The 26,581-nt window shown below is 61.3% G+C and carries 25 protein-coding genes and 2 tRNA genes; 8 read left to right on the top strand and 19 right to left on the bottom strand.

What is annotated here, in order from left to right; genetic code table 11:
* Positions 1 to 251: 251 nt before the first annotated feature.
* The 4 genes from ROG8370_RS09135 to ROG8370_RS09120 all read left to right on the top strand — a co-directional run bounded on the left by ROG8370_RS09135 (position 252) and on the right by ROG8370_RS09120 (position 4,810).
* Positions 252 to 353: transfer RNA gene (locus ROG8370_RS09135), tRNA-Leu, on the top strand.
* 445 nt (positions 354 to 798) lie between these two features.
* Entirely contained in the window at positions 799 to 1,740 is a 942-nt protein-coding gene (locus ROG8370_RS09130; RefSeq protein WP_085826772.1) for an ABC transporter substrate-binding protein, read from the top strand.
* Between the two features lie 74 nt (positions 1,741 to 1,814).
* Positions 1,815 to 2,837, top strand: coding sequence for a quaternary amine ABC transporter ATP-binding protein (locus tag ROG8370_RS09125; protein WP_085826771.1), 1,023 nt, complete (start codon positions 1,815 to 1,817; stop codon positions 2,835 to 2,837).
* Between the two features lie 32 nt (positions 2,838 to 2,869).
* The gene (locus ROG8370_RS09120; RefSeq protein WP_245827284.1) at positions 2,870 to 4,810 is read left to right on the top strand and encodes an ABC transporter permease; all 1,941 of its coding nucleotides are present in this window, start codon (positions 2,870 to 2,872) and stop codon (positions 4,808 to 4,810) included.
* Positions 4,811 to 4,833: 23 nt separating this feature from the next.
* On the opposite strand, the gene ROG8370_RS09115 is transcribed toward ROG8370_RS09120, so the two are convergent.
* The 10 genes from ROG8370_RS09115 to pobA form a co-directional block, all read right to left on the bottom strand.
* Entirely contained in the window at positions 4,834 to 6,225 is a 1,392-nt protein-coding gene (locus tag ROG8370_RS09115) for a TRAP transporter large permease (protein ID WP_085826769.1), read from the bottom strand.
* Positions 6,218 to 6,727, bottom strand: coding sequence for a TRAP transporter small permease (locus tag ROG8370_RS09110; RefSeq protein WP_085826768.1), 510 nt, complete (start codon positions 6,725 to 6,727; stop codon positions 6,218 to 6,220). The genes ROG8370_RS09115 and ROG8370_RS09110 overlap by 8 nt, the downstream gene beginning before the upstream one ends.
* A 65-nt stretch (positions 6,728 to 6,792) precedes the next feature.
* Positions 6,793 to 7,827, bottom strand: coding sequence for a TRAP transporter substrate-binding protein (locus ROG8370_RS09105; protein ID WP_085826767.1), 1,035 nt, complete (start codon positions 7,825 to 7,827; stop codon positions 6,793 to 6,795).
* Positions 7,828 to 7,958: 131 nt separating this feature from the next.
* Entirely contained in the window at positions 7,959 to 9,020 is a 1,062-nt protein-coding gene (locus ROG8370_RS09100; RefSeq protein WP_085826766.1) for a 3-carboxy-cis,cis-muconate cycloisomerase, read from the bottom strand.
* Entirely contained in the window at positions 9,017 to 9,805 is a 789-nt protein-coding gene (gene pcaD / locus ROG8370_RS09095) for a 3-oxoadipate enol-lactonase (protein ID WP_085826765.1), read from the bottom strand. The genes ROG8370_RS09100 and pcaD overlap by 4 nt, the downstream gene beginning before the upstream one ends.
* Positions 9,802 to 10,653 (bottom strand): 3-oxoadipate:acetyl-CoA acetyltransferase, encoded by an 852-nt coding sequence (locus ROG8370_RS09090; protein WP_085826764.1) that lies wholly within the window; start codon positions 10,651 to 10,653, stop codon positions 9,802 to 9,804. Before ROG8370_RS09090 ends, pcaD begins: the two co-directional genes overlap by 4 nt.
* Positions 10,646 to 11,245: a protocatechuate 3,4-dioxygenase subunit alpha gene (pcaG, locus tag ROG8370_RS09085; protein WP_085826763.1), complete on the bottom strand. Its 600-nt coding sequence runs from the start codon at positions 11,243 to 11,245 to the stop codon at positions 10,646 to 10,648. Before pcaG ends, ROG8370_RS09090 begins: the two co-directional genes overlap by 8 nt.
* 2 nt (positions 11,246 to 11,247) lie before the next feature.
* Complete coding sequence (pcaH, locus tag ROG8370_RS09080; RefSeq protein ID WP_085826762.1) at positions 11,248 to 11,973, bottom strand: protocatechuate 3,4-dioxygenase subunit beta; 726 nt, start codon at positions 11,971 to 11,973, stop codon at positions 11,248 to 11,250.
* A complete protein-coding gene (gene pcaC / locus ROG8370_RS09075) occupies positions 11,970 to 12,353 on the bottom strand; it encodes a 4-carboxymuconolactone decarboxylase (RefSeq protein ID WP_085826782.1) in 384 nt (127 codons plus the stop codon). The genes pcaH and pcaC overlap by 4 nt, the downstream gene beginning before the upstream one ends.
* Positions 12,354 to 12,376: 23 nt before the next feature.
* Positions 12,377 to 13,546 carry a 4-hydroxybenzoate 3-monooxygenase gene (gene pobA / locus ROG8370_RS09070; protein ID WP_085826781.1) on the bottom strand — a complete coding sequence of 390 codons (1,170 nt, stop codon included), beginning with the start codon at positions 13,544 to 13,546 and terminating at the stop codon, positions 12,377 to 12,379.
* Positions 13,547 to 13,641: 95 nt separating this feature from the next.
* On the opposite strand from pobA, the gene pcaQ reads away from it, so the two are divergent.
* Positions 13,642 to 14,559 carry a pca operon transcription factor PcaQ gene (pcaQ, locus tag ROG8370_RS09065; RefSeq protein ID WP_085826761.1) on the top strand — a complete coding sequence of 306 codons (918 nt, stop codon included), beginning with the start codon at positions 13,642 to 13,644 and terminating at the stop codon, positions 14,557 to 14,559.
* A gap of 3 nt (positions 14,560 to 14,562) precedes the next feature.
* Here pcaQ and ROG8370_RS09060 read toward each other — a convergent pair whose 3' ends face one another.
* The 5 genes from ROG8370_RS09060 to ROG8370_RS09040 all read right to left on the bottom strand — a co-directional run bounded on the left by ROG8370_RS09060 (position 14,563) and on the right by ROG8370_RS09040 (position 18,671).
* A complete protein-coding gene (locus ROG8370_RS09060; protein ID WP_085826780.1) occupies positions 14,563 to 15,126 on the bottom strand; it encodes a PqiC family protein in 564 nt (187 codons plus the stop codon).
* Between the two features lie 2 nt (positions 15,127 to 15,128).
* Positions 15,129 to 17,213, bottom strand: a complete 2,085-nt coding sequence (locus ROG8370_RS09055) for a PqiB family protein (protein ID WP_085826760.1) — start codon at positions 17,211 to 17,213, stop codon at positions 15,129 to 15,131.
* The gene (locus tag ROG8370_RS09050) at positions 17,206 to 17,856 is read right to left on the bottom strand and encodes a paraquat-inducible protein A (protein ID WP_085826759.1); all 651 of its coding nucleotides are present in this window, start codon (positions 17,854 to 17,856) and stop codon (positions 17,206 to 17,208) included. Before ROG8370_RS09050 ends, ROG8370_RS09055 begins: the two co-directional genes overlap by 8 nt.
* Positions 17,823 to 18,458, bottom strand: a complete 636-nt coding sequence (locus ROG8370_RS09045) for a paraquat-inducible protein A (RefSeq protein ID WP_085826758.1) — start codon at positions 18,456 to 18,458, stop codon at positions 17,823 to 17,825. Before ROG8370_RS09045 ends, ROG8370_RS09050 begins: the two co-directional genes overlap by 34 nt.
* Positions 18,459 to 18,594: 136 nt before the next feature.
* Positions 18,595 to 18,671, bottom strand: a tRNA-Pro gene (locus tag ROG8370_RS09040).
* Between the two features lie 239 nt (positions 18,672 to 18,910).
* Here ROG8370_RS09040 and ROG8370_RS09035 point away from each other — a divergent pair.
* Both ROG8370_RS09035 and adh read left to right on the top strand, forming a co-directional pair.
* On the top strand, positions 18,911 to 19,801 hold the full coding sequence (locus ROG8370_RS09035; RefSeq protein WP_503128340.1) for a GAF domain-containing protein: 891 nt from the start codon (positions 18,911 to 18,913) through the stop codon (positions 19,799 to 19,801).
* A gap of 122 nt (positions 19,802 to 19,923) precedes the next feature.
* Positions 19,924 to 21,444, top strand: coding sequence for an aldehyde dehydrogenase (gene adh, locus ROG8370_RS09030; RefSeq protein ID WP_085826756.1), 1,521 nt, complete (start codon positions 19,924 to 19,926; stop codon positions 21,442 to 21,444).
* 143 nt (positions 21,445 to 21,587) lie between these two features.
* Here adh and leuB read toward each other — a convergent pair whose 3' ends face one another.
* Entirely contained in the window at positions 21,588 to 22,694 is a 1,107-nt protein-coding gene (gene leuB / locus ROG8370_RS09025; protein WP_085826755.1) for a 3-isopropylmalate dehydrogenase, read from the bottom strand.
* 61 nt (positions 22,695 to 22,755) lie between these two features.
* Positions 22,756 to 23,652 (bottom strand): LysR family transcriptional regulator, encoded by an 897-nt coding sequence (locus tag ROG8370_RS09020; protein ID WP_085826754.1) that lies wholly within the window; start codon positions 23,650 to 23,652, stop codon positions 22,756 to 22,758.
* 97 nt (positions 23,653 to 23,749) lie between these two features.
* Between ROG8370_RS09020 and ROG8370_RS09015 the strand changes: the two genes are divergently transcribed.
* Positions 23,750 to 24,670, top strand: coding sequence for a Rossmann-fold NAD(P)-binding domain-containing protein (locus tag ROG8370_RS09015; protein WP_085826779.1), 921 nt, complete (start codon positions 23,750 to 23,752; stop codon positions 24,668 to 24,670).
* Here ROG8370_RS09015 and ROG8370_RS09010 read toward each other — a convergent pair.
* Together ROG8370_RS09010 and ROG8370_RS09005 are read right to left on the bottom strand one after the other, a co-directional pair.
* The gene (locus ROG8370_RS09010) at positions 24,634 to 25,644 is read right to left on the bottom strand and encodes an endonuclease/exonuclease/phosphatase family protein (protein WP_245827283.1); all 1,011 of its coding nucleotides are present in this window, start codon (positions 25,642 to 25,644) and stop codon (positions 24,634 to 24,636) included. The two genes, ROG8370_RS09015 and ROG8370_RS09010, sit on opposite strands and share 37 nt — an antisense overlap.
* 74 nt (positions 25,645 to 25,718) lie before the next feature.
* The gene (locus tag ROG8370_RS09005) at positions 25,719 to 26,564 is read right to left on the bottom strand and encodes a hypothetical protein (protein ID WP_139838090.1); all 846 of its coding nucleotides are present in this window, start codon (positions 26,562 to 26,564) and stop codon (positions 25,719 to 25,721) included.
* Positions 26,565 to 26,581 lie beyond the last annotated feature (17 nt).

The following is a 26,581-nucleotide window of genomic DNA, read 5'->3' as shown; positions in this document are numbered from 1 at the left end:
TCCGAGACAGCGAAAAAGAAACGAAAGGAGACAGCAGCATTGACGCCATCATGACGCAAAGAACATAACAACTGGGTGGGTCAAGTCTCGGTGACAATCCCGGGTCAGTTCTCAGTGACAATCAACACTCTCAGATGTGACGCAGCACTTGCTGCTCGTCTCTGCTATAGCGACGGCGTGATTGGGGATGCGTGGCGGGAAGAGATAAATAGTTAGTTGCGAAAGTTCTTGTAACCCATTGAATGGATTAGGGCTGAATTTTGCCCAGTTGGAAATTTTTCCAAATGATATCAACAAAGATGAGCGGAATCATAATCCGCGTGTCGGGGGTTCAAATCCCTCCTCGGCTACCAACATCCCTTACATTTACACGCGTGGGCCGACTGGGTTTTAGACCGGCGTGGCGCAGCGGCTGTGCCCCCTGCACGCACCGCGATGACGGCCCCCGGTCAGCGCGGATCGTGGGCCCACCTTCTCACGTGATACAAGGTTGGGCTTCGAAACGCGACATGCTGCATCACCGCGCCAATTTTTCCCGGCGAAATGACGTGCTTCGTCGTTCGGGCATGATTTGGAGGCAGGTGAGCCGCAATTCCTCGCGAAATCGGCGATTTATTAGGTTTTTTGCCCTGCTCCCCTCTCATTTTTAGAAAAAAAGTTGATTGAGAGGAAAAAGGTGCGAGACTGCGGGCGAATGTACGAAAGCGGTCATGAGAATCGTTTTGCATTTCGGCGGCGCCCAGGTGGCGAAACGTCCACTGCGCCGCAAGACGGTGCAAACAAACAGGGAGACTACGAATGAAAAGAATGACCAAAGCTCTGACAATAGGCGCACTGGCAATGGTGCCATTTGCCGCACTGGCCGAAGACAGCAGCGATCCGATCGTGATTCCGATCCACAACTGGTCAAGCCAGATCGTGATGTCGAATGTCGTTGGCCAGATTCTCGAAGCCAAGGGGAACGCTGTTGAATACGTCACAACCGATAGCCAGGCGGTTTATGAATCGATACGTCTGGGTGATGTGACAATGGAACTTGAAGTCTGGGAAGGGGCCTTTGGCGCGTCCTTCCGGGCCGCGCAGGAAAAAGGCGGCATCGTTGACGTGGGCGACCATGATGCGGTGACACGCGAAGACTGGTGGTATCCGATGTGGACCAAAGAGGCCTGCCCCGGTCTGCCGTCCTGGGAAGCCCTGAATGATTGCGCCGCGGTTTTTGCAACCGCCGAAAGCGGCGACAAGGGCCGCTATCTTGATGGTCCCGTGGACTGGCTCAAGCATGGTCAGGAACGCGTTGCGGCCCTCGATATGGATTTTGTCGTGGTCAACGCCGGGTCTGCCGCTGCGCTCTGGGCTGCCATCGGCGCGGCCGAGGCGGACAAGAAACCGATTGTGGTCTTCAACTGGACCCCCAACTTTGCCGAAGCCGTCTGGCCCGGTGAATTTGTCGAGTTCCCGGCATGGGAAGACGGCTGTGACAAGGACCCCGCTGTTGGTCCGAACCCCGATGCGCTTTACGACTGCGGCAACCCGGCGACGGGCTATCTGAAAAAGGCTGCATGGGAGGGCATGCAGGAAAAATGGCCGGGCGCCTATGGCGTGCTCGAAAAGATCAGCTTTACCAACCCGCAGATTGCCCAGATGGCGAAACTTGTCGATATCGACGAGCTTGAGCCGGAAGATGCAGCGGCTGAATGGCTTGAAAACAACAAGGACGTCTGGTCGGGCTGGATCGAGTAAGATCCGAACAACCCGATAACGGCCAAATCCCCGTCCGGTTTCGACCGGCGGGGACTTTTTTCAAAAGGATTCCCATGTCAGCCGATACCCCTGTCATCTCTTGCAAGAACGTCTGGAAAATTTTCGGGAAGGACCCCAAGGGCTATCTCGAAAGCATGTCACCGGGCACAAGCTATGACGAGATCCGCGCCGATGGCTATATCGCGGGCGTCAAGGATGTGTCGATTGACGTCCACAAGGGCGAGATGCTGGTGATCATGGGTCTGTCTGGCTCTGGTAAATCCACGCTCGTGCGCTGTTTCTCGCGGCTGCATGACATCACCGGCGGCACGATTTCCGTCGAAGGGCAGGACATCATGTCATTGCCCGAAAAAGAGCTGATCGAGCTGCGCCGCTCCAAGATGGGCATGGTGTTTCAATCCTTCGGGCTCTTGCCGCACCGCACCGTTCTTCAGAACGTCGCCTTCCCGCTGGAAATGCGCGGTCAGGACAGGCACACACGCCGCGAACGCGCGATGGAAGTGGTAAAGTTGGTCGGGCTTGAAGGCCGCGAAGATTACTTTCCGCGCGAATTGTCGGGCGGTCAGCAACAGCGTGTCGGCATCGCGCGCAGCCTCGCAATCGAGCCAGACATCTGGTTCCTCGACGAACCCTTTAGCGCGCTTGACCCGCTTATTCGCAAGGAAATGCAGGATGAATTCCTGCGCCTGCAACAAATGCTGAACAAATCCATCGTGTTCATCACCCATGACTTTGACGAGGCCCTGCGCCTTGCCGACCGGATTGCCATCATGAAGGACGGCGCGGTCGAGCAATGCGACACGCCGGATCGGATCGTGTTGAACCCGGCCACGGAATACGTGCGCAAATTCACGGAAGACGTCGACAAGGCGCGGGTTGTTCACGCAGGTGTGCTGGCGCAAGCCGGGGCCAAAGGCGAAGGCGAGCCGGTTGACGCCAAGGCCACGGTGCAAGGCATGGCGCGCATGTTGGTCAATGACAGCCGCGAGATGATCCCGGTGCAAAAGAACAACACGCTCATCGGGGCGATGTCGCGCAAGGCCGCGCTTGATATCCTTCTGGGGACAGAGGGATGAGCGAGACGACGCACTCCCTAACATCCAATGCAATGCCGGTTAACAAAGGCCAGGCGGCGCTTTCCCTGCTTGCGGTCGCGGCCCTTTTGACGGTGATCCAGTATCTCGGGCTGCTGCCGGAGTGGCTCCACCGTCTGCCCGAAGCCGTGATCCCGAATTTTGCGGGTTGGCTGGATGCGATCTTTAATTTTGTAAAAGATGACATGGGCTTGCTGGTTTTCACCCGCACGCTGACCGAGGGGCTGGAATGGCTGCTTGATGCGTCGGCCAACATCTTTTTCGGCAAACGTCGCTGGCCCAACATCGGGCCGATGTCATGGACGGCCCTGACCGCCGCGGTGGCGGTTGTTGGTTACTATCTCGGGGGCTGGCGGCTGGCGCTTCTGGCGGGCGGCACCCTTGTCTGGACCGCGCTTATCGGCCAGTGGAAAATCGCGATGCAAACTGTTTCGGTGCTGGCGATCTCAGTGCCGCTTGCCTTTGTCATCGGCCTGTCGCTTGGTATTGCCGCATGGAAATATGCCTGGGTCGACAGGGCGATCAGGCCGATCCTGTCGGTGCTTCAGACCCTGCCGTTCTTTACCTACCTTCTGCCTGCGGTGATCTTCTTCAAGGTGGGGCCGACGGCGGGCGCCGTGGCCACGACGATCTATGCCATCCCGCCGATGATCCTGATGACAACCCTCGGCCTGCAAAAGGTGTCGGAAGAGGTTGTCGAGGCCGGCAAGATGAGCGGCTGTTCCAAGTTTCAGATGCTGCGCCATGTGTACCTGCCATCGGCGCGCACCGAAATCCTTGTGGGGGTGAACCAGGTCATCATGCTCTGCCTCGCCATGGTGGTTCTGACCGCCTTTATCGGCATGCCGGGACTGGGTGCAAAGCTGCTTGCGATGATGGGCAGTTTCAAGCTTGGCCGCTCGTTTGAAATTGGCGTGACGATCGTTCTTCTTGCCGTCACGCTTGATCGGATGTCAAAGGCGTGGGTCGTCAAACAGCCCGAACATTTCGAGCGCGGGACACCGTTCTGGAAACGTCACAGAATGCTTTTGCTTGGCGTTGCCCTGTTCGTTTTCTTTAGCCTGCTGTCGCGTGTCGTGCCGATTGCCGCTGAGATCGGTCGCGGTCAGGATCTGTCGCAGGGCAGGGAACTTGATGACCTGATCAAGGCGTTTTTGAACATCGAATGGGTCAAGGCGACCACGGGCTTTCTGCGCGCCTTTTTGAATGTGCAGGTTCTGATCCCGTTCCGCAATTTCATGCTGTCGATCCCGACCCCGGCCTTCATCCTGCTGATCGCGGCCTTTGCCCTTGCGCTGGCCGGGCGCAAGCAGGCGATTTACGCGGTGATCTTCTTTGGGTTTGTCGCGCTTTCCGGGTGGTGGGATCGTGCGATCATCACGCTTTATTCGGTGATCGCAGCCGTGGCGCTTGCCGCGCTGATCGGGCTGCCCACCGCCATTCTGGCAGCACGATCCGAAAAATGGTCTGTTCGCATGCTGCTGGTGTGCGACACGGCGCAAACCTTCCCGAGTTTTGTCTACCTGATCCCGGCGATCATGTTGTTCGGGATCACCGACATCGCGGTGATCTTTTCGATCCTGGTTTTCGCGACGGTGCCGCTGATCCGATACACCATCGAAGGGCTGCGCACCGTGCCGCCCGAGATGACCGAGGCCGCGGATATGTCGGGCGCCACGCGGATGCAAAAGCTGTGGAACGTGCAAATACCGCTGGCGCTTCCGACCATGGCAATCGGGTTCAATCAGGCGATCATGTTCGCATTCTTCATGGTCATCATCGCCGCCTTTATCGGCACGCAGGACCTTGGGCAGGAATTGCAGCGCACCTTGGCGGGGACCGATCTTGGCAAGAACTTTGTTCTGGGCATCTGCGTCGCGCTCATGGCGCTGACCTTTGATCTGACGATCATGAAATGGGCGGCAGACAAGAAGCGGGCCCTCGGGCTTCCCTAAGGCGGCAACGGGCCTGCCATGCCCTAGCCGCCGATCAGCCGTGGAACCATGAGGGTAAGCGCGGGCAGCATCAGGATCAGGGCGACGCGAATGATCTCGGCGCCAAAGAACGGCATCACACCGCGAAACACGGTCGACATCGGCGTGTCCTTGGACAGCGACGAGATGATGAACACGTTCAGACCCACCGGCGGCGTGATCAGGCCAAGCTCGACCACGATAAGCGCGAGTATCCCGAACCAGATCTTGAGGCTGTCGGTATCAAGCCCAAAGGCGGATGTCTCTGCCGTGGCATAATCGCCGCCATTCAGCGCGATAAGCGTCGGCCAAAAGAACGGCACCACCACAAGGATCATCGCAAGGCTTTCCATGAAGCAGCCGAGGATGATGAAGATCACCAGCATGATGATCAGGATCAACATCGGGTCCATTCCGCTATTGGCGGCCCATTCCGACAAGGCCTGCGGCAGGTTGGTGCGGGTGAAAAACCCCTTCAGAACCTCGGCGCCGAACAGGATCAGATAGATCATCCCGCTGGTGATCGCGGTGGCGCGAATGGCACGCAACAGGCCGGTGAAATTCAGGCCTTCGCCGGTCAGGCGACGCAGGGCAAAGCCATAGATGGTCACGGCAAAGACGCCGATACTTGCCGCCGGCGTCGGGGTGAAAAGCCCGAAACCAAGCCCGAGGATGATCGCGCCAAAGATGATCAGAACCGGCAAAAGACGGCGGATGGCCAGCCGTCGCGCGGCGGGCTCCATCGTTTTGGGCTCGGGTGCCATAGCTGGGTTGATACGCACCTGAATGGCGATGACGGCGATAAACCCGAGCATCGCAAGAACTCCCGGCACGATCGCCGCCTGAAACATCTGAAGGATCGAGCCTTCGACGATGATCGCATAGATCACCAGCGCCACAGATGGCGGGATCAGGATGCCAAGCGTGCCCCCGGCCGCAAGCGCGCCCGAGGCAAGGCGTGGCGAATAGCCAAGCGCGCGCAGCTCGGGCAGGGCGACCTTGCCCATCGTTGCCGCCGTCGCAAGCGACGAGCCGCACACTGCCCCGAACCCGCCACAGGCCGCAACGGCCGCCATTGCCACGCCGCCGCGCAGCCGCGACATCAGCGCCTCAAGCCCCTTGAAAAGATCGCTCGACAAACGCGCCTCGGCGGCGACGTAGCCCATGAGAACAAACAGCGGCACAACCGAGAGATCGTAATTCGCGACGTTTTCCCACAGCAGGCTTTTGTATTGCTTGAGGTAGGGCACAAAGCGGATGTAGCTGACGCTCTGGCTCAGAACCCAGGTGCCGCCAATCCCGACCGCGATCATCGCGATGCCGACCGGCATGCGCAGGATCAACAGGCCAAAGAGAACGACAAGGCCGATAACGCCGATGGTGATGGGATCAAGCATCCTGTGGCGCCCCCGAAATCTGGCCCGAAATCTGCGAGATTGCCACCAGCGCCCAGAGGATCATCGAGGCAAGCCCCGGACTATAAAAAGGCCACACCGGCCAGCCAAGCACGCTTGTCACCGCCCCGTCAGAGCGCGCCTCAAGCAGGCCGAACACCATCCAATAGGCAAGGAAAAGCGCGATGCCCGCCGTAAGGATCAGCCAGAGCCTGTCAAGGCCACGCTGCATCCGCTGGGGCAGGCGATCTACGAACAGCTCGACCGCGACATGCCCGCGCTGTGCCTGACAATAGGGAAAAAACATCAGGGCAACGCCGCTTATCGCCAGCTGGACAAAGTCCTCATAGCCCGGCAACCCGGCAACATTTCTGCCGAACATCCCCGCGATGCGATCAAGGATGAACGCCGAAGTATTGGTGGTCGTGACAGCGACGATGATCAAAAGGATCACCCCCCCAAGGACGGCAAAGCCATCTGCCAATCGTCTTATCATGACGGTCATGGCGCAACTTCCCTTTGAATTTCATGGCAAAAGGAGAGGCCCGCAGGCCTCTCCCGGCCACGCGCCTAGCGGCTTGCCTTGGCTGCGGCCACCGCCGCGCGGGCCTTTTGCACAAGCCCGGCCCCGTCGATGCCCTTGGCGGTGACATCGTCGACCCAGCGTTGAATGACGGTTTCGCTGACCGCGTTGAACTTGGCCGCCTCGGCCTCGGACAGAACGATGCGTTCGACATTGGCCTTGGCAAGCGCATCAATGCCGCTTTGCTCAAAGCCTTCCCACATCTCGCCGATCTCAACCGCGACATTGGTGCCGGAATTGTTGTCGATCACGGTCTTGAGGTCGTCGGGCAGGGCCTCATAGGCGTCCTTGTTCATCGCGAGCATGAAAACGGCGGTGCCAAAGCGATCCCCGTCCGGTAATTCGATGGTGTATTTGTCCAGCTCCTGAAGCTTGAGCGCAGGTACGATTTCAAGCGGGGTCAGGGCGCCATCAACGACCCCCTTCGACATCGCCTCGGGCAGGGCTGGCACCGGAAGGCCGACCGGCTCGGCGCCCATGCTCTCAATCATCCATGCCCCGGTGCGGCTCGGCGTGCGCAGCTTCATGCCCGCAGCATCTTCAAACGTCCGAACCGGCGTGGTCGCCGAGTGGATTACATTGCCGTCATGGCTGTGCAGGAACAGAACGTGGATATCCTCGAAATCCTCGGCCAGAAGATCAAGCGATGCGTTCAGGGCAATCGTCGTATCGGTCGCCGATCCGGCATGGACCAGCGGAAGTTCAAACACCTCGCTGCGCGGGAAAACGCCCGGCGTGTAGCCAAGCAGGCTCCAGACGATATCGGCGGTGCCATCGCGCACCTGACCGTAGAGCTCGCCGGGCTTGCCGCCCATCGACATCGAGGGGAAAATCTCGATCGCGATGCGCCCGCCGCTTTCGCTTCCGATCTTTTCCGCCCAGGGCTGCATCATCACCTTATGGGCATTCGCCACGGGTGGCAGAAAGTGATGCATCGTCAGCGTGACGTCCTGCGCAAAGCCGATACCGGCACTCAGGGCAACGGCGGCAATCGAGCCGATAAACGTGGTCTTAAGGGTCATGGGGTCCTCCTCCGTTAGACAGATAAGCGATTGAAAGGTGGCGTTTTTATTGTTTTAGGGCCGCTGTTTGATGTTGGTCAGAATGGTGCTTTCGCGTGTTGGAATGTCGCGGAAACCGGCTTTTGCCGGGGTCATTTTTCCGGTTCCCCAATCGCCGTGATCCGTTCGCTCAAGGTAATCGCCGCCGAAAGGGCGCGCGCCGTTGTGAGACCCATTTGCGGCAGGATCATCCATTCCAGTGCCCAGGCGCTTCCTGAACGTTCCTGTTCATGGATCAGAGCGTGATGCATGCCTGAAAGCTGCACCGCGTTGAACCGCGCCAGCGTCACCAAAAGCTCGGCCAGGATCGGGTTTTGTTTATGGGGCATCGCCGATGATCCGCCCCCGCCAGAGACGGTGATTTCACCGACACCCTGTTGCGCCATAAGACAGATATCCTGTCCCATCTTGCCAAGCGTGCCGGTGATCAGCGACAAAAGCCCGGCATATTCGGCCAACCCGTCACGCATCGCGTGCCAGGGCCGATCAGGACAGCAAAGCCCAAGGTCATCGGCAATCGCGCGCGCGATGTCCGCGCCTTTGCCTGCCATTTCTTGGCGATCGCCCGCCGCGCCGCCAAGTTGCACCCGCTCGACCCGCTGCCGCATTTGCGCAAGCCTTGCAAGGTGGTCGTGCAACGGCGTTTGCCAGGGGGCGATGCGATCGGCGACGGTGATCGCCATGGCGGCCTGCATCCGGGTGCGCCCCATCAGGGGTCGGCTGCCGAAGGTCGCAATCAGACGCCCCAGGCCGTGATCCAATGCCTCAAGCCGCGCCGCCAGCAGGGCGTTCATCTCTTTGATCGTCAGCGCAAGCGCGGTGTCCAGAACATCCTGCGAGGAGGTGCCCTTGTGTATGGCATCCCTCAGATCAGGCGCCGCCGCCCGCAGTTGCGCCACCAAGGCAGGCACCGGCAAGCCGTCGCGCGCCGTGCCGACCCGCAGGTCGGCGATATCCACGTCAAACCCGGCAATCAGCTTTGCCGCCTTGTTCGCCTTGGCCGCCTCAACCACGCCGACCGCCCCAAGCGCGCGGGAATAGGCCGCCTCAAACGCCAGCATATAGGCAAGCTGTTGGCCGGCCGACCAAATGGCAGAGCCCGCCTCATCCGCGAAGAGCCCGCCAAGCCAGGGATGGTCGAAGCCGCCGGTCATTCCAGGGCCTTGAGCAGGGCCGCGATCTCATCCGCGACCACTTCGGGGGCCTCGATACAGGGCAAGTGACCGACGTCGTCGATCATGGTCAGTGTCGCACCGGGGATCAGATCGGCAAGGGCGGCGACCAATTCCGGCGTCGTGGTCGGGTCTTCTGTGCCGCCGATGCAGAGGGTGGGCACGGCGATTTTTCGGGTGCTCTCGCTCAGGTCTGCATCGCGAATGGCGGCGCAGGTGGCGGTGTATCCCGCCGTTGTGGTGCGCGCCAGCATGTTGCGATATCCCGCAAGGTCCGCAGGCTTGTCGGCATGGAACGTGGGCGAAAACCAGCGTTCAAGGATGGCCTCGGCCATCGCATCCAATCCGGTGGTTTGCACGTTTTCGATCCGCGTATTCCAGCCCTCGGCGTCGCCGATTTTCGCGCCGGTATTGCACAGCACCAGCCCCGCCACCAAATCGGGGCGCGCGGCGACAAGCGCCTGCGCGATCATCCCGCCAACCGAAACCCCACAGATGAGAGCATCAGACAGGCCAAGGTGATCCATGAGATCGGCCGCGTCGCGCGCCAGTGTGGCAATGCTGGTCTCGCCCGCGTCACTAAGGCCGTGCCCGCGCTTGTCCATCATCAAAACCGGCATGTCAGCCAAGCGGTCAACCACCCCCTCCCAGATCCGGAAATCCGTGCCGAGAGAGTTCAGAAAGACCACGGGCCGCGCGCCGGGCGCCCCCGCGCGCAGGTGGTAATGCAGCGTCACATCGCGGGGTTTGGCGAATGCGAGGGTCATGCGCCCACGTCCCGCAGGCCAAGGATGCGGCGCGCCTCTTGCCATGTGGCGACGGGACGCTCGTATTTCTCGCACATCGCGACGGTGCGCTGGACCAGCGCCGCGTTGGAGGGCGCCAGCGTATCGCGATCAAGGCGGATGTTATCCTCAAGCCCGGTGCGCGCATGCCCGCCCGCCGCAATCGCCCACTCGTTTACCACGATCTGTTTCGGGCCGACGCCCGCCGCACACCATGGCACATCGCCAAACAGGCGCTTGACCGTGGCCACGTAGAAATCGAACACCTCGCGGTCGGCCGGCATGGCGTTCTTCACGCCCATGACGAATTGCACATAGGGCACGTCCTTGATCTGGCCGCGCTTGTGCATCAGGGCCGCATGAAAGATATGCGACAGATCGAACGCCTCGATCTCGGGTTTGACGTCATATTTGATCATCTCTTCCGCGAGCCAGTTCACAAGGTCTGGCGGGTTCTCGTAAACCCGCGTCGGAAAGTTGTTCGACCCCACCGATAGCGACGCCATGTCGGGGCGCAGCGGCAGCATCCCGCCGCGCTCGTTTCCCGCGCCAGAGCGCCCGCCGGTGGACAGTTGGGTGATCATGCCGGGGCAGTGTTTTTCGATCCCCTCTTTCAGGCGGGCAAAGCGCTCGGGGTCCGAGGTGGGCTTGCCCGCGTCGTCGCGCACATGGCAATGGGCGATGCTTGCGCCGGCCTCGAAGGCCGCATGGGTGCTTTCGACCTGCTCGGAAATGGTGACCGGGACCGCCGGGTTGTCGGCCTGTGTCGGCACCGATCCGGTGATCGCGACACAGATGATGCAGGGGGTGGTGTTGGGTGTTTCAGACATCTAGGAATACCGTTTCATTGTCGCCCTGAAGGCAGATATCCAGACGATAGCCCGATCCATCCACGCTGGCGATCAGAGTTTGCCGACGATGCGCCGGCTCAATCAGGTCAAGCACCGGGTCGGTGGCATTGGCGGCCTCTTCATCGCCGAAATAAAGCCGGGTGTTGAGCCCGGTATTGATGCCGCGCGCCACCAGCCACAGGTTGATATGCGGCGCCATCATGCGGCCATCGCGCCCCATCACCGGGCCCGGTTTGACCGTGTCAAATGTCCACTCGCCGGTTTCGAAATCCGGCACCACCCGGCCCCAGCCGCGAAAGCCCGGCTCGACCTCGCCCGCGCCGGGATAGACGCCCGCCGCATTGGCCTGCCAGACCTCGATCAGCACATCCTTGACCGGCGCGCCGGTGCCGTCGGTGACGATGCCGCTGACCGTGATCCGCTCGCCCTTGGCGTTTGGCCCGGTGATGTCATGGCCCAATTCGCGGGCGTAGATGTCAAACCCTGCCGCCCGCGGCGCAAGGCCGATGTGCACATAGGGCCCGGCGGTCTGTGAGGGCGATTCCTTGAGGTAATCCAGTTTTTGCACCATTCTCAATTCCCCTCGGGCCGGTTTTCAAAAAAGGTCGAGCGCTGCCCGCGCAGCACGATATCGAACTTGTAGGCAATACTGTCGAGCGGCACCGTCGCGTTCAGGTCAAGCGCCGCCACAAGCTGATCAATGGCGCGCGGGTCGGGGATGGTGTTCACGATCGGGCATTTGGCGATAAGAGGATCACCCTCGAAATACATCTGCGTGATAAGGCGTTGCGCAAAACCCGTGCCGAACACCGACACATGGATATGCGCGGGCCGCCAGTTGTTGACCCAGTTGCGCCAGGGATAGGCCCCCGGCTTGACGGTGCGAAACACGTAAAACCCGTTGTCGTCGGTCAAGGTACGTCCGCAGCCGCCAAAATTCGGGTCGATCGGCGCAAGGTAGCTGTCGTTCTTGTGCCGATAGCGCCCGCCGGCATTGGCCTGCCATATCTCGACAAGGGTGTTGGGCACCGGGCGGCCGTTTTCATCCAGCACCCGGCCATGCACGATGATCCGCTCGCCAATGGGCGCGCCGGTCTTGGCGTAATTGGCAAGAAGGTCGTTATCCAGCGGGTCGATGTCACTGTGCCCAAAGGTCGGCCCGGTGATCTCGCTGGCCGAGGATTGCAGCGACAACAGCGCATAGCGCGGCGAGCGGGTGACGCTGGTTTTGTAATCGCGGGTCAATGCGGGGGGATGCCATTCGCGGTCGCGCTGAAAAAGGTCGGTATTTCGGGTCATCCTTCGGGTCCTTCAAGCTCTGCATAGGTCTGTTTTGCAAGTTTGATCGCGTGATTGGCGCGCGGCACGCCGGCATAGACCGCCACATGCATGAACGCCTGCATCACGTCCTCTTTGCTGGCCCCGGTTCGGGCGCAGGCGCGGATATGCATCGGGATTTCCTCGAAATTCCCGGTCGCCGCCAAAAGCGCCAGCGTCAGCATCGAGCGTTCGCGTCGCGTGATCGTGTCATCCGCCCAAAGCGTGCCCCAGGCGCCTTCGGTAATCAACGTCTGGAACGGCGCATCAAAGCCGGATTTCTGCGCCTCGGCGCGGTCCACATGGTCATCGCCCAGAACCTCGCGGCGCACCGTCATGCCTTTTGCAACGCGTTCACTCATCTCGCTCTCCGTTTGGCGGGCCATCAATAGGGCAGGCCGACATAGTTTTCGGCCATCGCCCTTTGCGCGGCCTGATTGGTGCGCAGAAAGTCAATTTCCGCCTGTTGCATCTTGAGGTCAAATTCCGATTGATCCGGGTAGCGGTGCAAAAGCGACGAGAACCACCAGCTAAAGCGCTCTGCCTTCCAGACCCGCGCAAGGGCCTTGTGCGAATAGCTGTCGATGCCCTGGCTGTCGTTGCTCTCGTAGAACTGGCGCAGCCCTTCAATGAGGTAATGCACATCCGACGCCGCAGTATTAAGGCCCTTGGCCCCGGTCGGCGGCACGATATGCGCCGCATCACCACACAGAAACAACCGCCCCCACCGCATCGGCTCGGTCACGAAGGAGCGCAGCGGCGCGATGGATTTCTCGATCGACGGGCCGGTGATCAATTGATCGGCATACTCCGCTGGAATGCGCCGCTTGAGCTCTGCCCAGAAGGCCGCGTCGGTCCAATCCTCGGGTTTGTCCGATAGCGAGCATTGGATGTAATAGCGGCTCAGGTTTTCGTTGCGCATCGAGCAGAGAGCAAAGCCGCGCTTGGACGAGGCATAGATCAATTCGTGGTTCACCGGCGGCGTTTCCGACAGGATGCCAAGCCAGCCGAACGGATAGAGTTTTTCATACTCGCGCCGCACGTCCAGAGGGATCGACTGGCGGCTGACGCCATGAAACCCGTCGCACCCGGCGATGAAATCGGCGTCGATCCGGTGATCTTTATCGTCCAGGGTATAGGTGACATGGGCGGCGTCGGTATCGGCGCCGTGGATCACGACATCCTCGACATTAAACACAATCTTGCCGCCCGCCGCCTCGCGCGCGGCGTAAAGATCGCGGGTCACTTCGGTCTGGCCATAGACCATCACCGAGCTGCCGGTATGGGCGGAAAAATCAAGCCGGAAGGTTTCATTGCCATAAGAGATCAGCGTGCCGTCATGACGATAGGCTTCGGCATGAAGACGCGTCGCCACGCCCGCCTGTTCCATGAGCCGCACAAGACCCTGTTCAAGAACACCGGCCCGGATGCGGCCAAGAACATAGTCCTTGGTCTTGCGCTCCAACACGATGCTGTCGATGCCATGCACATCAAGAAGCTGCGATAGCAATAGGCCCGATGGCCCCCCGCCAATGATGGCAACCTGTGCGCGCACGTGATCCTCCCCGATCCTTGCCACAAGCATGCATTGCCGATACGGTTATGTAAAATGATCATTTGTCTTGTATAGTTATCAAATTGGGAAACCATATGATCGACAGACGGCTCAAGGTGCGCCATCTTCAGGCGTTCGTCGAAATCGCCCGGCAGAAAAGCCTGAAGCGGGCTGCTGAGATCCTGAATTTGACGCAGCCCGCAATTTCCAAGACCCTCAAGGAACTTGAACAGATCACCGGCGTTACCCTGCTCGAACGAAGCCGGGGCGGCGTGGCGATGACCATCGAGGGTGACGTGTTCCTGCGCTATGCCAACAGCAGCCTGACGGCGATTGATCAGGCCATGACAAGCGTTTCGGCAATCAGCAAGGGCGAAGAGGGCCGGGTTGCCGTCGGTGCGCTGCCAAGCGTTGCGGCCCGGATGTTGCCGCGCGCCGTGGAGTTGTTTGCGCGCCTCGCCCCCAATGCGACGCCGTTGATCGAGGATGGCCCGCACGGGTTTCTGGTGGATCGCCTGCGCGCCGGGCGGCTTGACCTTGTGATCGGAAGATTGGGCAAACCCGACACGATGAAGGACATTTCCTTTACCCAGCTTTATGCAGAGGATGTCGTGATCGTCTGCGCCCCCGGTCATCCGCTGGCAGGGGCCAGGGCACTGGCCGACATCGGGCGCTATCCGGTGATCTATCCCCCACAAGAGGCGGCAATCCGGCCCCTGGTGGACCGAATGATGATCGCCAATGGCGTGGGTGATTTCCCGCAGCGCATTGAATCGGTTTCGGCCACGTTCGGGCGTGGTCTTACCCTCGGGGGTGATGCGCTCTGGATCATTTCAACCGGGGTGGTGGCCGATGATATCGCCGCCGGTCGCCTGATCGCCCTGCCGATCAAAACAGAGCTGACGGCGGGGCCGATCGGGATCATGGCCCGCGCCGAGGACGACCTGAGCCCGCTTGCGCAGATGTTTCGACAAGCGGCGATCCGCGCGGTCGGGGATCTTGGGCTGTCCTAACGTCTAGCGCAATCCGCTGCGCGCAATCTCGGCGGCCAGATCAAGGATCAGCTGACCACGCGCGGTCGCAATCGCCTGTGGCCCGCCCGCCGGGTCAAACGGCACGGCAAGATCAAACAGCCCCGAACGCTCGCGCCCGCCATCGCTGACGCCGACGAAATACTGGCCCGAGGCGCGAAATTGCCCATCGGCGCCGGCCACGAGGCTCTCGAACCGGGTTTCAAGCCGGGCATCGGGGAAGGCCTCGAACGGCCAGGGGGCCGAGGCAACGCGCGCCCCGGTCAGACGCGACAGGTTGCGCGCCAGATCAAGCGCCACGGCGCGTTCGGGGGAATCGGCCCAAAGGGCGTTGCCATCGGTGACAAGCTTGCCGCTGGCATCCTCAATCGCGATCTCATCGGCGGCGGCATAGCTCGGCAGCGATACCTCGCGCACCTCGACCGAGCGGAAGGCAATGCGAAGTTTTTCGGTCACCTCGGGCGTGGCCACGGTATAGCGATCCGGCGCGGCGCCACATCCGGCAAGGCCAAGAGCAAGTCCAAGGAGGGCAGGTTTGAGAAAGGTCATGGTCATCGTCCCCGTATAAGTGCGCCTGGATTGCGTTCCAGCATGCGGGCCAGCGATGTCATCGCATCAGCGGCCTTCGAGATATCGCGCAACGCGGCCTGCGCGTCGCGGCTTAGGGTTTCGCCCTTGTTATAGCCGGCGATGGTGGCGCTGGCCTGATCAAAGACGCGGCGGATGCGATCCACAAGTGTCGGCAGGTCCTGGGTCGAGGTGGCCACCGCATCTGCGGCCTTTCGGGTCGACTCCAGCGTTGCATTGATGTTGGTCACCGCACCGCCCTGACGCAATTCGGCCAAGGTCGCGTTGATCTCGTTCAGCGCCGCGCCAAGATCGGCGGGCAATTGGCGCGCCGCCTCGGTGCCAAGGATGTCATCCGCCGAACTCGTGAGTGCCGTCAATTGTTTGGTCAACTCATCCAGCGGCAGGGCACTGGCCTTGGCCGCGACGGCCTCAAGCTCGGTCACAAGGGCGGGCACACCTTCGACAGAGGCGGTCACGCCCTTGGCGGCATCTGCGGCGGCATCAACGGCGGCGGCAAGCCGTGTTGTCAGCTGATCCTTTTCAAGCTGCGCCAGGAGCGTTTCAAACCGCCCAATCGCGGCATTGAGCGTGACAGGGATGTTCTGCACATCCTGCGAGGTCACGATCCCGCGCACATCGCCCAAAAGCGCACGCAGGTCTTGCGGGGTCTCGCGCAGGTCCTCGTCCGACACGAAGGCCTCGGCGCTATCGAGGAATTCGATCGCGCTATTGAGCAGCTCTTCGATCGGCAGGTTGTTGATCCGGTTGAACACGCCCTCGACCGTGGCGGCGGCATCGGAAATCTCGTTTTTGGTCGTGGGGATGATCGGCACGATGCCCTCGCCGGTCAAAAACGGGGCCGGGGGGGCGTCATCGACCTGAACCAGTTCGATCTTGAGGCCCCCGGTCAACAGGCTCGCCGAGGCAAGCCGCGCGCGCAGCCCCTCTTGAATGCGGGCGCCAAGAAACCGTAGCGCGGCCTCGGGGGTTACATCATCCTGAAGCCCAAGGCGGGCGGGCTGAATGGACAAAAGCGCATTCAGACGCACCCGGTTGTCGCCAAAGGCATCGGCATCAATCACACCCGACACGCTCTGGACCTTGCCGATCTTAAGTCCGCTCAACTCGACCGGGGCACCGACGGCGAGACCGGCGATATTGCCTTCAAACACCACGCGCATTTCAAGGGTTTCCACCTCTGAGGCGTTGAACAGGCTGTTGCGCGCCGAGGGTTCGTCGGCAAAAACCTCGAACACGGTGCCATCGCCAACAGGATCGCCGCCCGACACGAAGGTATCAAACGTAAGGCCCCCGCCGACCAGCGTCGCGAAAGAGGAAAAGTCGATTTCCGCGCCCGTCGGGCCGACCGAAAAGGTAAACCCCGAGGTTTCCCAGAACCGCGTCGAGGGCGAAATCAGGCGGGCGTAGTCTTCATAGATGACCGCCTCGGCAATCGCGAAATTGCCCTGCTGGGAAATCCGCGCCTTGCCGACGCGCCCCACTTCGATGCCGCGAAACAGGATCGGGCTTTGGTCGGTCATGGTGCCGCCCGGCGTGGTGCGCAGCGCAAGTTGTAGCCCCTTTTGACCGGATTTGAACAATGGCGCTTCGACCGCGCCCTTGAAGCGGGTGCGCTCGGGGCCGATGGTGCTATCCCAGGACCCTTCGATATAAACGCCCGACAGCACGGTATCGAGGCCGCTGATGCCGCGGGTGGTCAATTCCGGCTGCACCACCCAAAAGGTCGAACCCGCATCGACATAGGGCGCGACCGCCTTGTCAAGACGCACATGCGCCACCACTGACCCGAGGTCCTTGCTAAAGGTGACATCCTCGACCAGCCCGACGTTGACATCGCGATAGCGAAGCTCGGTTTGCCGCTTGGCGATCCCGGCGCCATCGGCGAATTCGATCTCGATCAAGGGGCCGCGCGCGTCAAACGCCTGCCAAGCGACAAAAAGCGCAATCACAAGCGCCAGAAACGGGATCGCCCAGACCATCGAAATCCGCGACAGCAAGGATTTGCGCACAGTCTCGATGGCAACGCGAGGAGGGGTCTCAGTCATCGGCAGGAGGTCCTTCGGACTTGGATTGCAGATCCCAGATCATCCGGCTGTCGAACGCCTGGGCAGAGAGCATCGTAAAGATCACCGACAGGGCGAAAAACAGGCTCGCGCGGCCGGGATTGATGGCCGCCAATGTGTTCAACTGCACCAGCGACGACATGATCGCAACCACGAAGATATCAATCATCGACCAGCGGCCGATATACTCAACCACCTCGTACAGCCTCTGACGCTGGTGTTTGGACACCGCAGAAACACGTGTCACCGAAATGGCCAAAAAGGCGATCGCCATGAATTTGCCAAGCGGGATCACCACGCTGGCCACGAGAATGATGATGGCAATGCCGACCGCGCCGTGATGCACAAGCTGGATCGCGCCGCCGACGATGGTGTCTTCCTGTACAGTCAAAAGAGTGCGGGTTTGCAGCATCGGATAAAGATTGGCCGGCACGTAACACATCACCCCCACCAGCCAGAGCGCCCAGACCCGTTGCAGGCTTTTGGCATCGCGCGAGACGAGGGTGCTGCCGCAACGCGCGCAGGTCTGCGTGCCCGCAGGCCATACCTTGGCACAGCGCGTGCAGGCCACAAGACCAAGGTCACGGGCGCTTATGATGTCTGGGTTTTGTCCAGTGATTTCCATACCGACCACCTGCACAGGAAATTATCCTGCACCACTACAAGGACAACGAGCGCGGCGAACATCCAGAACGCCGGGCCAAAGGTTACATCGGCAAGGTCGCTGATCTTGATCAACGCCACGGCACAGCCGATTGCAAAAATCTCGGCCATCGACCAGGGCCGGAGCGCCTCTGACAGGCGAAACGCCTGCGCGGCGCCGCGCGCGGGCGGGCGATCCAGCACGATTGGCACCAATACATAGATCGCCAACAGCACCCTCGCCAGTGGCACGAAGATAATAAGCGCCGCCGTGGTCAGCGACAGCGCAATCAGCGGCCCGTCACTAAAGGCGAGGGCGGCATCGAGGATCGAGACCGAATTGCGCGCCCCCGCCGCATTGATCGCCAGAAACGGAAACACCGTCGCCGCGATGATCAGGATCACGATGGCCAGCGACACGGCGATGATCTGAAGCCCGGCCTTGCGGCGCGGCGTGATAAGGGCGGTGCCGCAGCGCCGACACACCGCGCGCTCGCCCGCGCCGGGACGCTCAAGCCGATAGGCCGCGTCGCACTGTGGACAGACAATCATCTCGTCGAGGGGAATCGGGGGCGCGGCGGTCATCCTGCCTGATTACCCTGTTTGCGCGCGCAGCGACATAGCCGATCCAAACGCCCTTGCAGGAAGCGCAAGGCGTCGCAAAGACCGCAATGGCTGTCTTCCGCGAAGGGGGGTCGTCATCATGCATCTGTGGATTTACTGGTCGGGCTGAGAGGATTCGAACCTCCGACCCCCTGCTCCCGAAGCAGGTGCGCTACCAGGCTGCGCTACAGCCCGACCGTGAGACAGGCGATTATACCCGGTGGCATGGCTTTGCAAGGGTGTTTTGGCGGCTTGATGCACACAAACCGGGCCTAAAGTGTGATTGACGGGCGGCGGGGGCGTCGCGTTAGGGTGCGCGCGAGCAACGACAGTTCGCGCATTGAAAGGAGACCGCCATCGCCCCGCATCATCGCCAGCATGTCGACAAGGTTCTGCAAGAGTCGCATTCGGCCTCGGCGCCCGCCCGTTCGCGCATTGCGGCGTCCTGGCGGCGTTCGATGCTCAAGCACGGCCTTGACCCGGCCGAGCGCCGCGCGCCGGAACGGGTCGATGCCCGCGATCTGGCCCTGCGCCGCGCCGGGATGGAGCAGTTCATGCAAGTGGCCGCGCCCAAGCTGGATCAGCTTTTCGGCCTTCTGGGGCAATCGGGCTGTGCGGTGCTGTTGACCGATGCCGAGGGCGTGGTTCTGGATCAGCGCTGTGGCGAGGGCGACGCCGATATCTTCCAGAGCTGGGGCCTGTGGCAGGGCGCCGACTGGTCCGAGGCGGCAGAGGGCACCAACGGCATCGGCACCTGCATCGCCGAGGATCGCCGGGTAATCATCCACCGCGAGGAACACTTTCTGGCCCGCAACACCGCCATGAGCTGTATGGATGCGCCGATCTATGGCGCCGATGGCAAGATCGTGGCGGCGCTTGATGTCTCGTCGGCCCGCTCGGATCAGACCGAGGGCTTCAACCGCCTGATTGCCGCGACCGTGTCCCAGACCGCCCGCCAGATTGAGGCCGACAATTTCCGCGCCGCCTTTCCGCGCGCGCGGATCGTCTTTGCCGATCATGACGATTCCGAGGTGGCGATGCTTCTGGCGGTGGATGCCGATGACATCGTGATCGGGGCCACACGCGGGGCGCGCAAGGCCTTCGGGCTTGGGGCGAGCGGGCCGATCACCGCCGTGCCCGCCTCTGACATCTTTGGCCGCGAGGATGGCCCGCGCGGGTTTGAGCGGGCCGAACGCGCGGCGGTGATTCGCGCCCTGGCACGCGCCGGTGGCAACGTCTCGGCGGCGGCCCGCGCGCTTGGGATCGGGCGTGCAACGCTCTATCGGCGGATGAAACGGCTTGGCCTTGGCGAAAACATCGCCTGACCTGTCTCAGCCCTGAGACAGGTTGCCCGCATCGCCCCGGTTGCCGGGGCTGACAGGGCCGCCCACAGCGCGCAGATTTCCTTCACCCCCGGCGGAGGACCGGGAAAACCGGAGGAAATACCATGAATGAGATGACCCAACTCGCGGGGCAGCACGCCTCGCCGTTCAAGACCCGTTACGACAACTTCATCGGGGGCACATTCGTACCCCCCGTCAACGGGCGCTATTTTGACAACATCACCCCGATCACCGGCGAAACCGTCTGTTCCGTTGCGCGCTCTGACGCGATGGATGTCGAACTTGCGCTTGATGCCGCGCATGGCGCCCGCGAGGCCTGGGGGCGCACATCCGCGACCGAGCGTTCGAACACCCTGCTCAAGATTGCCGATGTGCTTGAGGCCAATCTTGAACTTCTGGCGCAGGCCGAGACCTGGGACAACGGCAAGCCGATCCGAGAGACACGCGCCGCCGATATCCCGCTGGCGGTGGATCATTTCCGCTATTTCGCCGGCGTGTTGCGCGGACAAGAGGGCACCATGTCCCAGATCGACAATGACACGGTGGCCTATCATTTCCACGAACCGCTTGGCGTGGTCGGCCAGATCATTCCGTGGAACTTTTCGATCCTGATGGCGGCGTGGAAGCTTGCCCCGGCCTTGGCGGCGGGCAATTGCATCGTGATGAAACCGGCCGAACAGACCCCCGTCGCGATCATGGTTCTGGCCGAGTTGATTGCCGATCTCTTGCCTGCGGGCGTGTTGAACATCGTCAACGGCATGGGCGCCGAGGTTGGCGCGCCGCTCGCCAAATCGCCACGCATCGCCAAGATCGCCTTTACCGGATCAACCGCAACCGGCCGCAAGATCATGCAGGCGGCGACCGAAAACCTGATTCCGGTCACGCTTGAACTGGGCGGTAAAAGCCCGAACATCTTTTTCTCGGATGTGATGGCCAAGGATGATGCGTTTCTGGACAAGGCGATCGAGGGGTTCGTTCTCTTTGCCTTCAATCAGGGCGAGGTGTGCACCTGTCCCAGCCGCGCGTTGATCCAGGAGGACATCTATGAGGCCTTCATCGAGCGCTGCATCGAGCGGGTGAAGGCGATCAAACAGGGCGACCCGCGCGACCCCGAAACCATGGTCGGCGCACAGGCCAGTGCCGAACAGCAGGACAAGATCATGTCCTATCTGACCATCGGCGTCGAAGAGGGGGCCGAGGTGCTTGTGGGCGGCGATGCGGCGCGCTTTAACGGTGATCTGGCGGGCGGCTACTATGTTCAGCCGACGATCCTGAAGGGGCACAACAAGATGCGCGTCTTCCAGGAGGAAATCTTTGGCCCGGTCGTATCGGTCACCACCTTCAAGGATGAGGCCGAGGCGCTCGCGATTGCCAATGACACCATGTACGGCCTTGGCGCCGGTGTCTGGAGCCGCGATGCCAATACTTGCTACCGCTTTGGCCGCGCGGTCGAGGCGGGGCGTGTCTGGGTCAACAACTATCATGCCTATCCGGCGCATGCGGCCTTTGGCGGCTACAAACAGTCGGGCATCGGGCGCGAGAACCACAAGATGATGTTGGATCACTATCAGCAGACCAAGAACATGCTGGTCAGCTATAACCCCAACAAGCTCGGGTTCTTCTAGGCTTGCAGGGCTCTGGCGCCACCCGGACTCAAGCCGAAGGCGCCGGGTGATTGTCGGCCCGCCCGGCTTGCGTTGATGGCCCCCTAAAAATGAAAAAGGCCCGCACAACTGGCGGGCCTTTGGAATGTTCAGGGATGTGTCGCTCAGAGGCTGGCGTCAAGCGCCGCGACGATGGCATCGCCCATCTCGGTGGTCGAGATCGGCGTTTCGCCGTCATTGCCCAGCAGGTCAGCGGTGCGAAGCCCATCGGCGAGCACTTTTTCCACGGCCTTTTCAACCCGTGTCGCCTCATCGCCCATGTCAAAGGAATACCGCAGCGCCATCGCGAAGCTGAGGATACAGGCGATCGGATTGGCCTTGCCCTGACCGGTGATGTCGGGGGCCGAACCATGCACCGGCTCATACATCGCCTTGGGGCGACCATTGGCCATCGGCGCGCCAAGGCTGGCCGAGGGCAACATGCCAAGCGAGCCGGTCAGCATCGCCGCGCAATCCGACAGGATATCGCCAAAGAGGTTGTCGGTGACGATCACGTCAAACTGCTTGGGGGCGCGCACAAGCTGCATCGCGCCGTTGTCGGCGTACATATGGCTTAGCTCGACATCGGCGTAATCTTCGTCGTGCACTTTCTGCACCACTTCACGCCACAGGATGCCGGATTCCATCACGTTGGCCTTTTCCATCGAACAGACCTTGTTACCGCGCTTGCGCGCCAGCTCGAAGGCGGCGCGGGCGATCCGGTCGATCTCGGATTCGGTATAGCGTTGGGTGTTGATGCCAACCCGCTCGTTGCCCTCTTTGAAGATGCCGCGCGGCTCGCCGAAATAGACACCCGAGGTAAGTTCGCGCACGATCATGATATCGAGACCGGCAACGATATCCTTTTTGAGCGACGAAAAATCGGCCAGCGCGTCAAAGCACTGCGCCGGGCGCAGGTTGGCGAACAAATCCATTTCCTTGCGCAGGCGCAGGAGGCCGCGCTCGGGCTTTACGCTGAAATCAAGGTCGTCATAGGCCGGGCCACCGACGGCGCCCAAAAGAACCGCGTCGACCTCTTGCGCCTTTGCCATCGTGTCATCATGCAGCGGCACGCCGTGCTTGTCATAGGCGCAACCGCCGACAAGATCGGTCGAGACGTCAAAGGCGATGCCGCGCTTGACACCGAACCAGTCGATGATCTTGACGACTTCGGCCATGACCTCGGGGCCGATCCCGTCACCGGGCAGGATAAGAAGCGAAGGGTTGCTCATGGGGCATGTCCTTGTTGTGGCTTGATGTTGCCCGACGGCCTATCCCGAAGCCCCGCCATGGTCAAGAAAGGTTGGGGACAAGTCCCTCGACCAGCGCATCCCAGACCTGCGCGATCCGGGGCGTCTGGCGCAGCGCCTGATGCGTGGCGATCCAGATCGGCAGGCTTGGCAGGTTCAGATCAAGCATCACCTGCTCGACGCTTGGGTCATGCCGCGCCAGTTCGACCTGGCCAAACCCGACACCACAGCCCGCGCGCACCAACTCCCAGTTGACCGCGTGATTGTCACAGCGCAACGCGAACCACTCGCGCGTCGCGCTCCAGCCGCGTTCCTGCATGCCGCGAATGATGTCCTCGTTACGGTCATAGCCGATCAGCGGGTGATCAAGGAGATCCCTGGCGGTTTCGGGCCGCCCGGCGCGGTCGAGATAGGTTTTGGCGGCAAACATGCCCAGTTTGAGATCGCCCAGGTGGCGCGCCACAAGTTCAAACTGCTCGGGCCGATACATCCGCAGTGCGATATCCGCTTCGCGAAACAGCAGGTTCTCGGTGCTGTCGGTGGCCACCAGATCAATCGTGATGCCGGGTTCCTTTTCGCGCAGGCTGGCGATCACCGGGGGCAGGGTATAGATCGAAAACATCACGCTGGCGGTGATCCTGACGCTGCCCTCGATCTGGGTCTGGCGGCCTGCGGCGGTAAGTTCGATTTCGTTTAGCGCCGCCTGCATCCGCCGCGCGGGCCCGATCAGCAACTCGCCGTTTTCCGTCAGCATCAGCCCCTTGGCTTGTCGGTGAAACAGCACCTGTTGCAGGTCGGTTTCCAATTGCCTGACTTGCCGCCCCAGCGTTGGCTGGCTGGCCCCAAGACGCCGCGCCGCCGCCGAAAGCGACCCGCAATCCGCCACTGTCAAAAAGGCCCTGATAAGTGACCAGTCGAGGGATGATATGCGTTTATCCATTCAAAATTGAATACATGTTAGATAAATTTTGGCAATTCCTATTCTTCTGGGAATGCGTAAATCTTGCCTCATTGCGATGCAATCGGAGGTTTGGGCGATGCATAAATCAGTTTTGATCCTTGGTTCCAGTGGTCGTTTTGGCCGTCACGCGGCCGAGGCCTTTTGGAACGCAGGTTGGAACATCCACCTGTTTGAGCGCGGCCCCGAAGACCTGACGCAGGCCGCCGCCACGGCGGATGTGATCGTTGCGGGCTGGAACCCGCCCTATACCGATTGGGCGGCTCAGGTGCCGACACTTCACGCCCGCATTCAGGCTGCCGCGCGGGCCAGCGGGGCCACGGTGATCTTGCCCGGCAACGTCTATGTCTATGCCCCTGAAACGCCCCTGCCGTGGGGGCCGAGGCGTACGCAAAACGCCACCAATCCAATGGGCCGTATCCGGGTCGCGCTTGAACAAAGCTATCGCCAAAGCGGGGTGCAGACGATTGTGCTGCGCGCGGGCGACTTCATCGACACCGAACCCAGCGATAGCTGGCTCGACAGGGTCATCCTGAAGGGAGTGCACAAGGGGCGGCTCAGCTATCCTGGCCCGCTCAATGTGCCGCACGCCTGGGCGTTTCTGCCCGATCTGGCCCGCGCTGCCGTGGCATTGGCCGACATGCGCAATGATCTGGACCGGTTCGAGGATATGGCCTTTGACGGCTATACCCTGAGCGCCACCCAGATGGCGGCGATCTTGTCGGATGTCACGGGCCGGGCGGTCGAGGCGCGCCCGATGCCATGGCTGCCCATTCAGGTCGCGCGGCCGTTTTGGCCCATGGCGCGGCATCTGCTGGAAATGCGGTATTTGTGGCAGGCGCCCCATTCCCTCGACGGCTCGCGGCTGGCCGGGCTTTGCCCGCGTCTTCCGGTTACGTCGCCCGAAGAGGCCTTCAAAGCTGCCGCTGCCCCGTTTCTTACGCGGCCAAAGCGGTCGCGGTGTCAGTCAATCCCGAGATCGACCCAGACCATCCGGTGACGACTGGCCGCTTCGACCAGATCCGCCGCAGGCGTTCCGTCCTCTGGCCAGTAAACCCCGCTGCCGCCTATGGTCATCGTGGCGGCGGGCAGGACATAATCCACCCGCAGGTTGCCCGGTCCGGGCGCGGGCCATGCTGCGGTGTCCAACCTTGGGTTGCCGCTTTGGCCGTCGCCCTCTGGCGCCGTGCCCGGCCGCATCGGGCGGGGGTCTTGCAGGCGCGGATCAGCCAGCAGATCAATGATCGCCTCGCGTCGCCCGTCGCTATCCTCGGGGTCAAGGTTTGCGTCGCCGATCACGATGAACCGACCCCTGGGCGGCTGTCCGAACGCGCCATCAAGATAAAGCTGCCAGAACCGGATTTCATCATGGTTGCGTCTGCCGTTGATGTCCTCTGGGCCATCAAAAACCGGCGGTGTCGCGTGGAATGTCAAAAGGCGCAGCGGCCCCGAGGGCAGCAGCACCGGCACCACCCAATGACCGACGTAAGACAGACGTTGCGCGGCGGCGGCCTCGGGCGATGGAAAGGGCACGCCCTTCACCATCGGCATGATCGCGCTGGGCAGGTCGCGCCACAAGAGCGTGCTGAAATCCTCTGTGCGTGCGACGTCAATCGGATAGCGCGACAGGATCGCCATGCCGCCCTGTCCCGAGAAATAGCCAAACCCCTGCGCATCATTGGGCCCGCCAAGGCGGCCGTCCCCATCCATATCAAGCCCGGTGGCGAACCCGCTATTGGGGCGACGTGCAAACAGGTGCTCAAACCGCCAGCCGTCGCGGGCAATCCGGTCGCGCAACGCGCCAAGGGCGATAAGATCAAGGTCGTAATCGACCTTTTGCAGGACAAGGATATCGGGGCGCAACTCGGTCAGGATCGCGGCGATGGCGGCAATCTGCGGGTCGTCGTCGCGCAGGATATCGCGCAGCAACAACCCCGGCCCCTTGCGATCCAGCCCGACGTTCCAGGTCGCCACGCGAATGGTTTCTGCTGCGGCCGGACCTGTCGCCAACAGGATCAGGACAAGACCGATCGTTGAAATGAAATGGATCAGGCGCGTTGCAAACCCTTGCCGAGAATGTCGTCTTTGGCATAGGCACGGCGCCGTTTCTGCTCGATCATGTCGGCGATCCGGCTCATGGCGATCCCTCGCATCAACATGCTTGTCGGCAAAAACGCCCATGCGGTCATCGTCCAGATTAAAGTTTGCGGGTTCGCAATCGAAATCGGATCAATCATATCCGAGGCCGCCTGAATAGCCGCCGGAATCAAGAATGGCAGCAAAGCCCCTAACACAATGTTAAGACCCGCATCCCGACGCAGCCGATAAAGCACATCGCCCCCCCCGGTCGGATCAAACAGCGGCAGGTTCACCCAGACATTGAACGCGCCATTGCGCGAGGGCCAGCCCAAAAGCCGCACCATCGTCAGGAAGACGAACACCATCACAAGCGACACGGTATAGGAAATCCCAGAGGCCGTGCGCACCAGATCAATAAGCGCCTGATCGGCATCTGCAGGCATCATCAGCACCACCACACGCACCGGCGAATAGGGGAAATCAACCGCCTCACCAAGGGCCGTGCCCATATTGGTCAGCAACACGGTCCAACCGGTCGGCTCGGTCGTGCCCCTGCAAATCAGCGACAAGATGATAAGAATGGCAGAGAGCGCAAAGAACTTGAGCCGGTTGAACGGCGGCGCAAAGCGAAACTCGATGATGCTGGGATATTTACCGTAATATTCAATAAAGGTCATTAAGGCGGCAAGGATCGACAAGACGATCACGATCTGAGCTGTGTCGGGCCCCGTGGAAGGCACGAGCAAAGAGGGCGCTGCCACCATCATTGCGATCAGGATGGCACGCGATAGCGCGCCGGGTATCTGTGAGAACACTGCCCGTTCCCTTCCAA

The sequence above is a fragment of the Roseovarius gaetbuli genome (assembly GCF_900172365.1).
In the GTDB taxonomy this organism is placed as follows: domain Bacteria; phylum Pseudomonadota; class Alphaproteobacteria; order Rhodobacterales; family Rhodobacteraceae; genus Roseovarius; species Roseovarius gaetbuli.
This window is presented reverse-complemented; position numbering and strand designations above follow the sequence as displayed.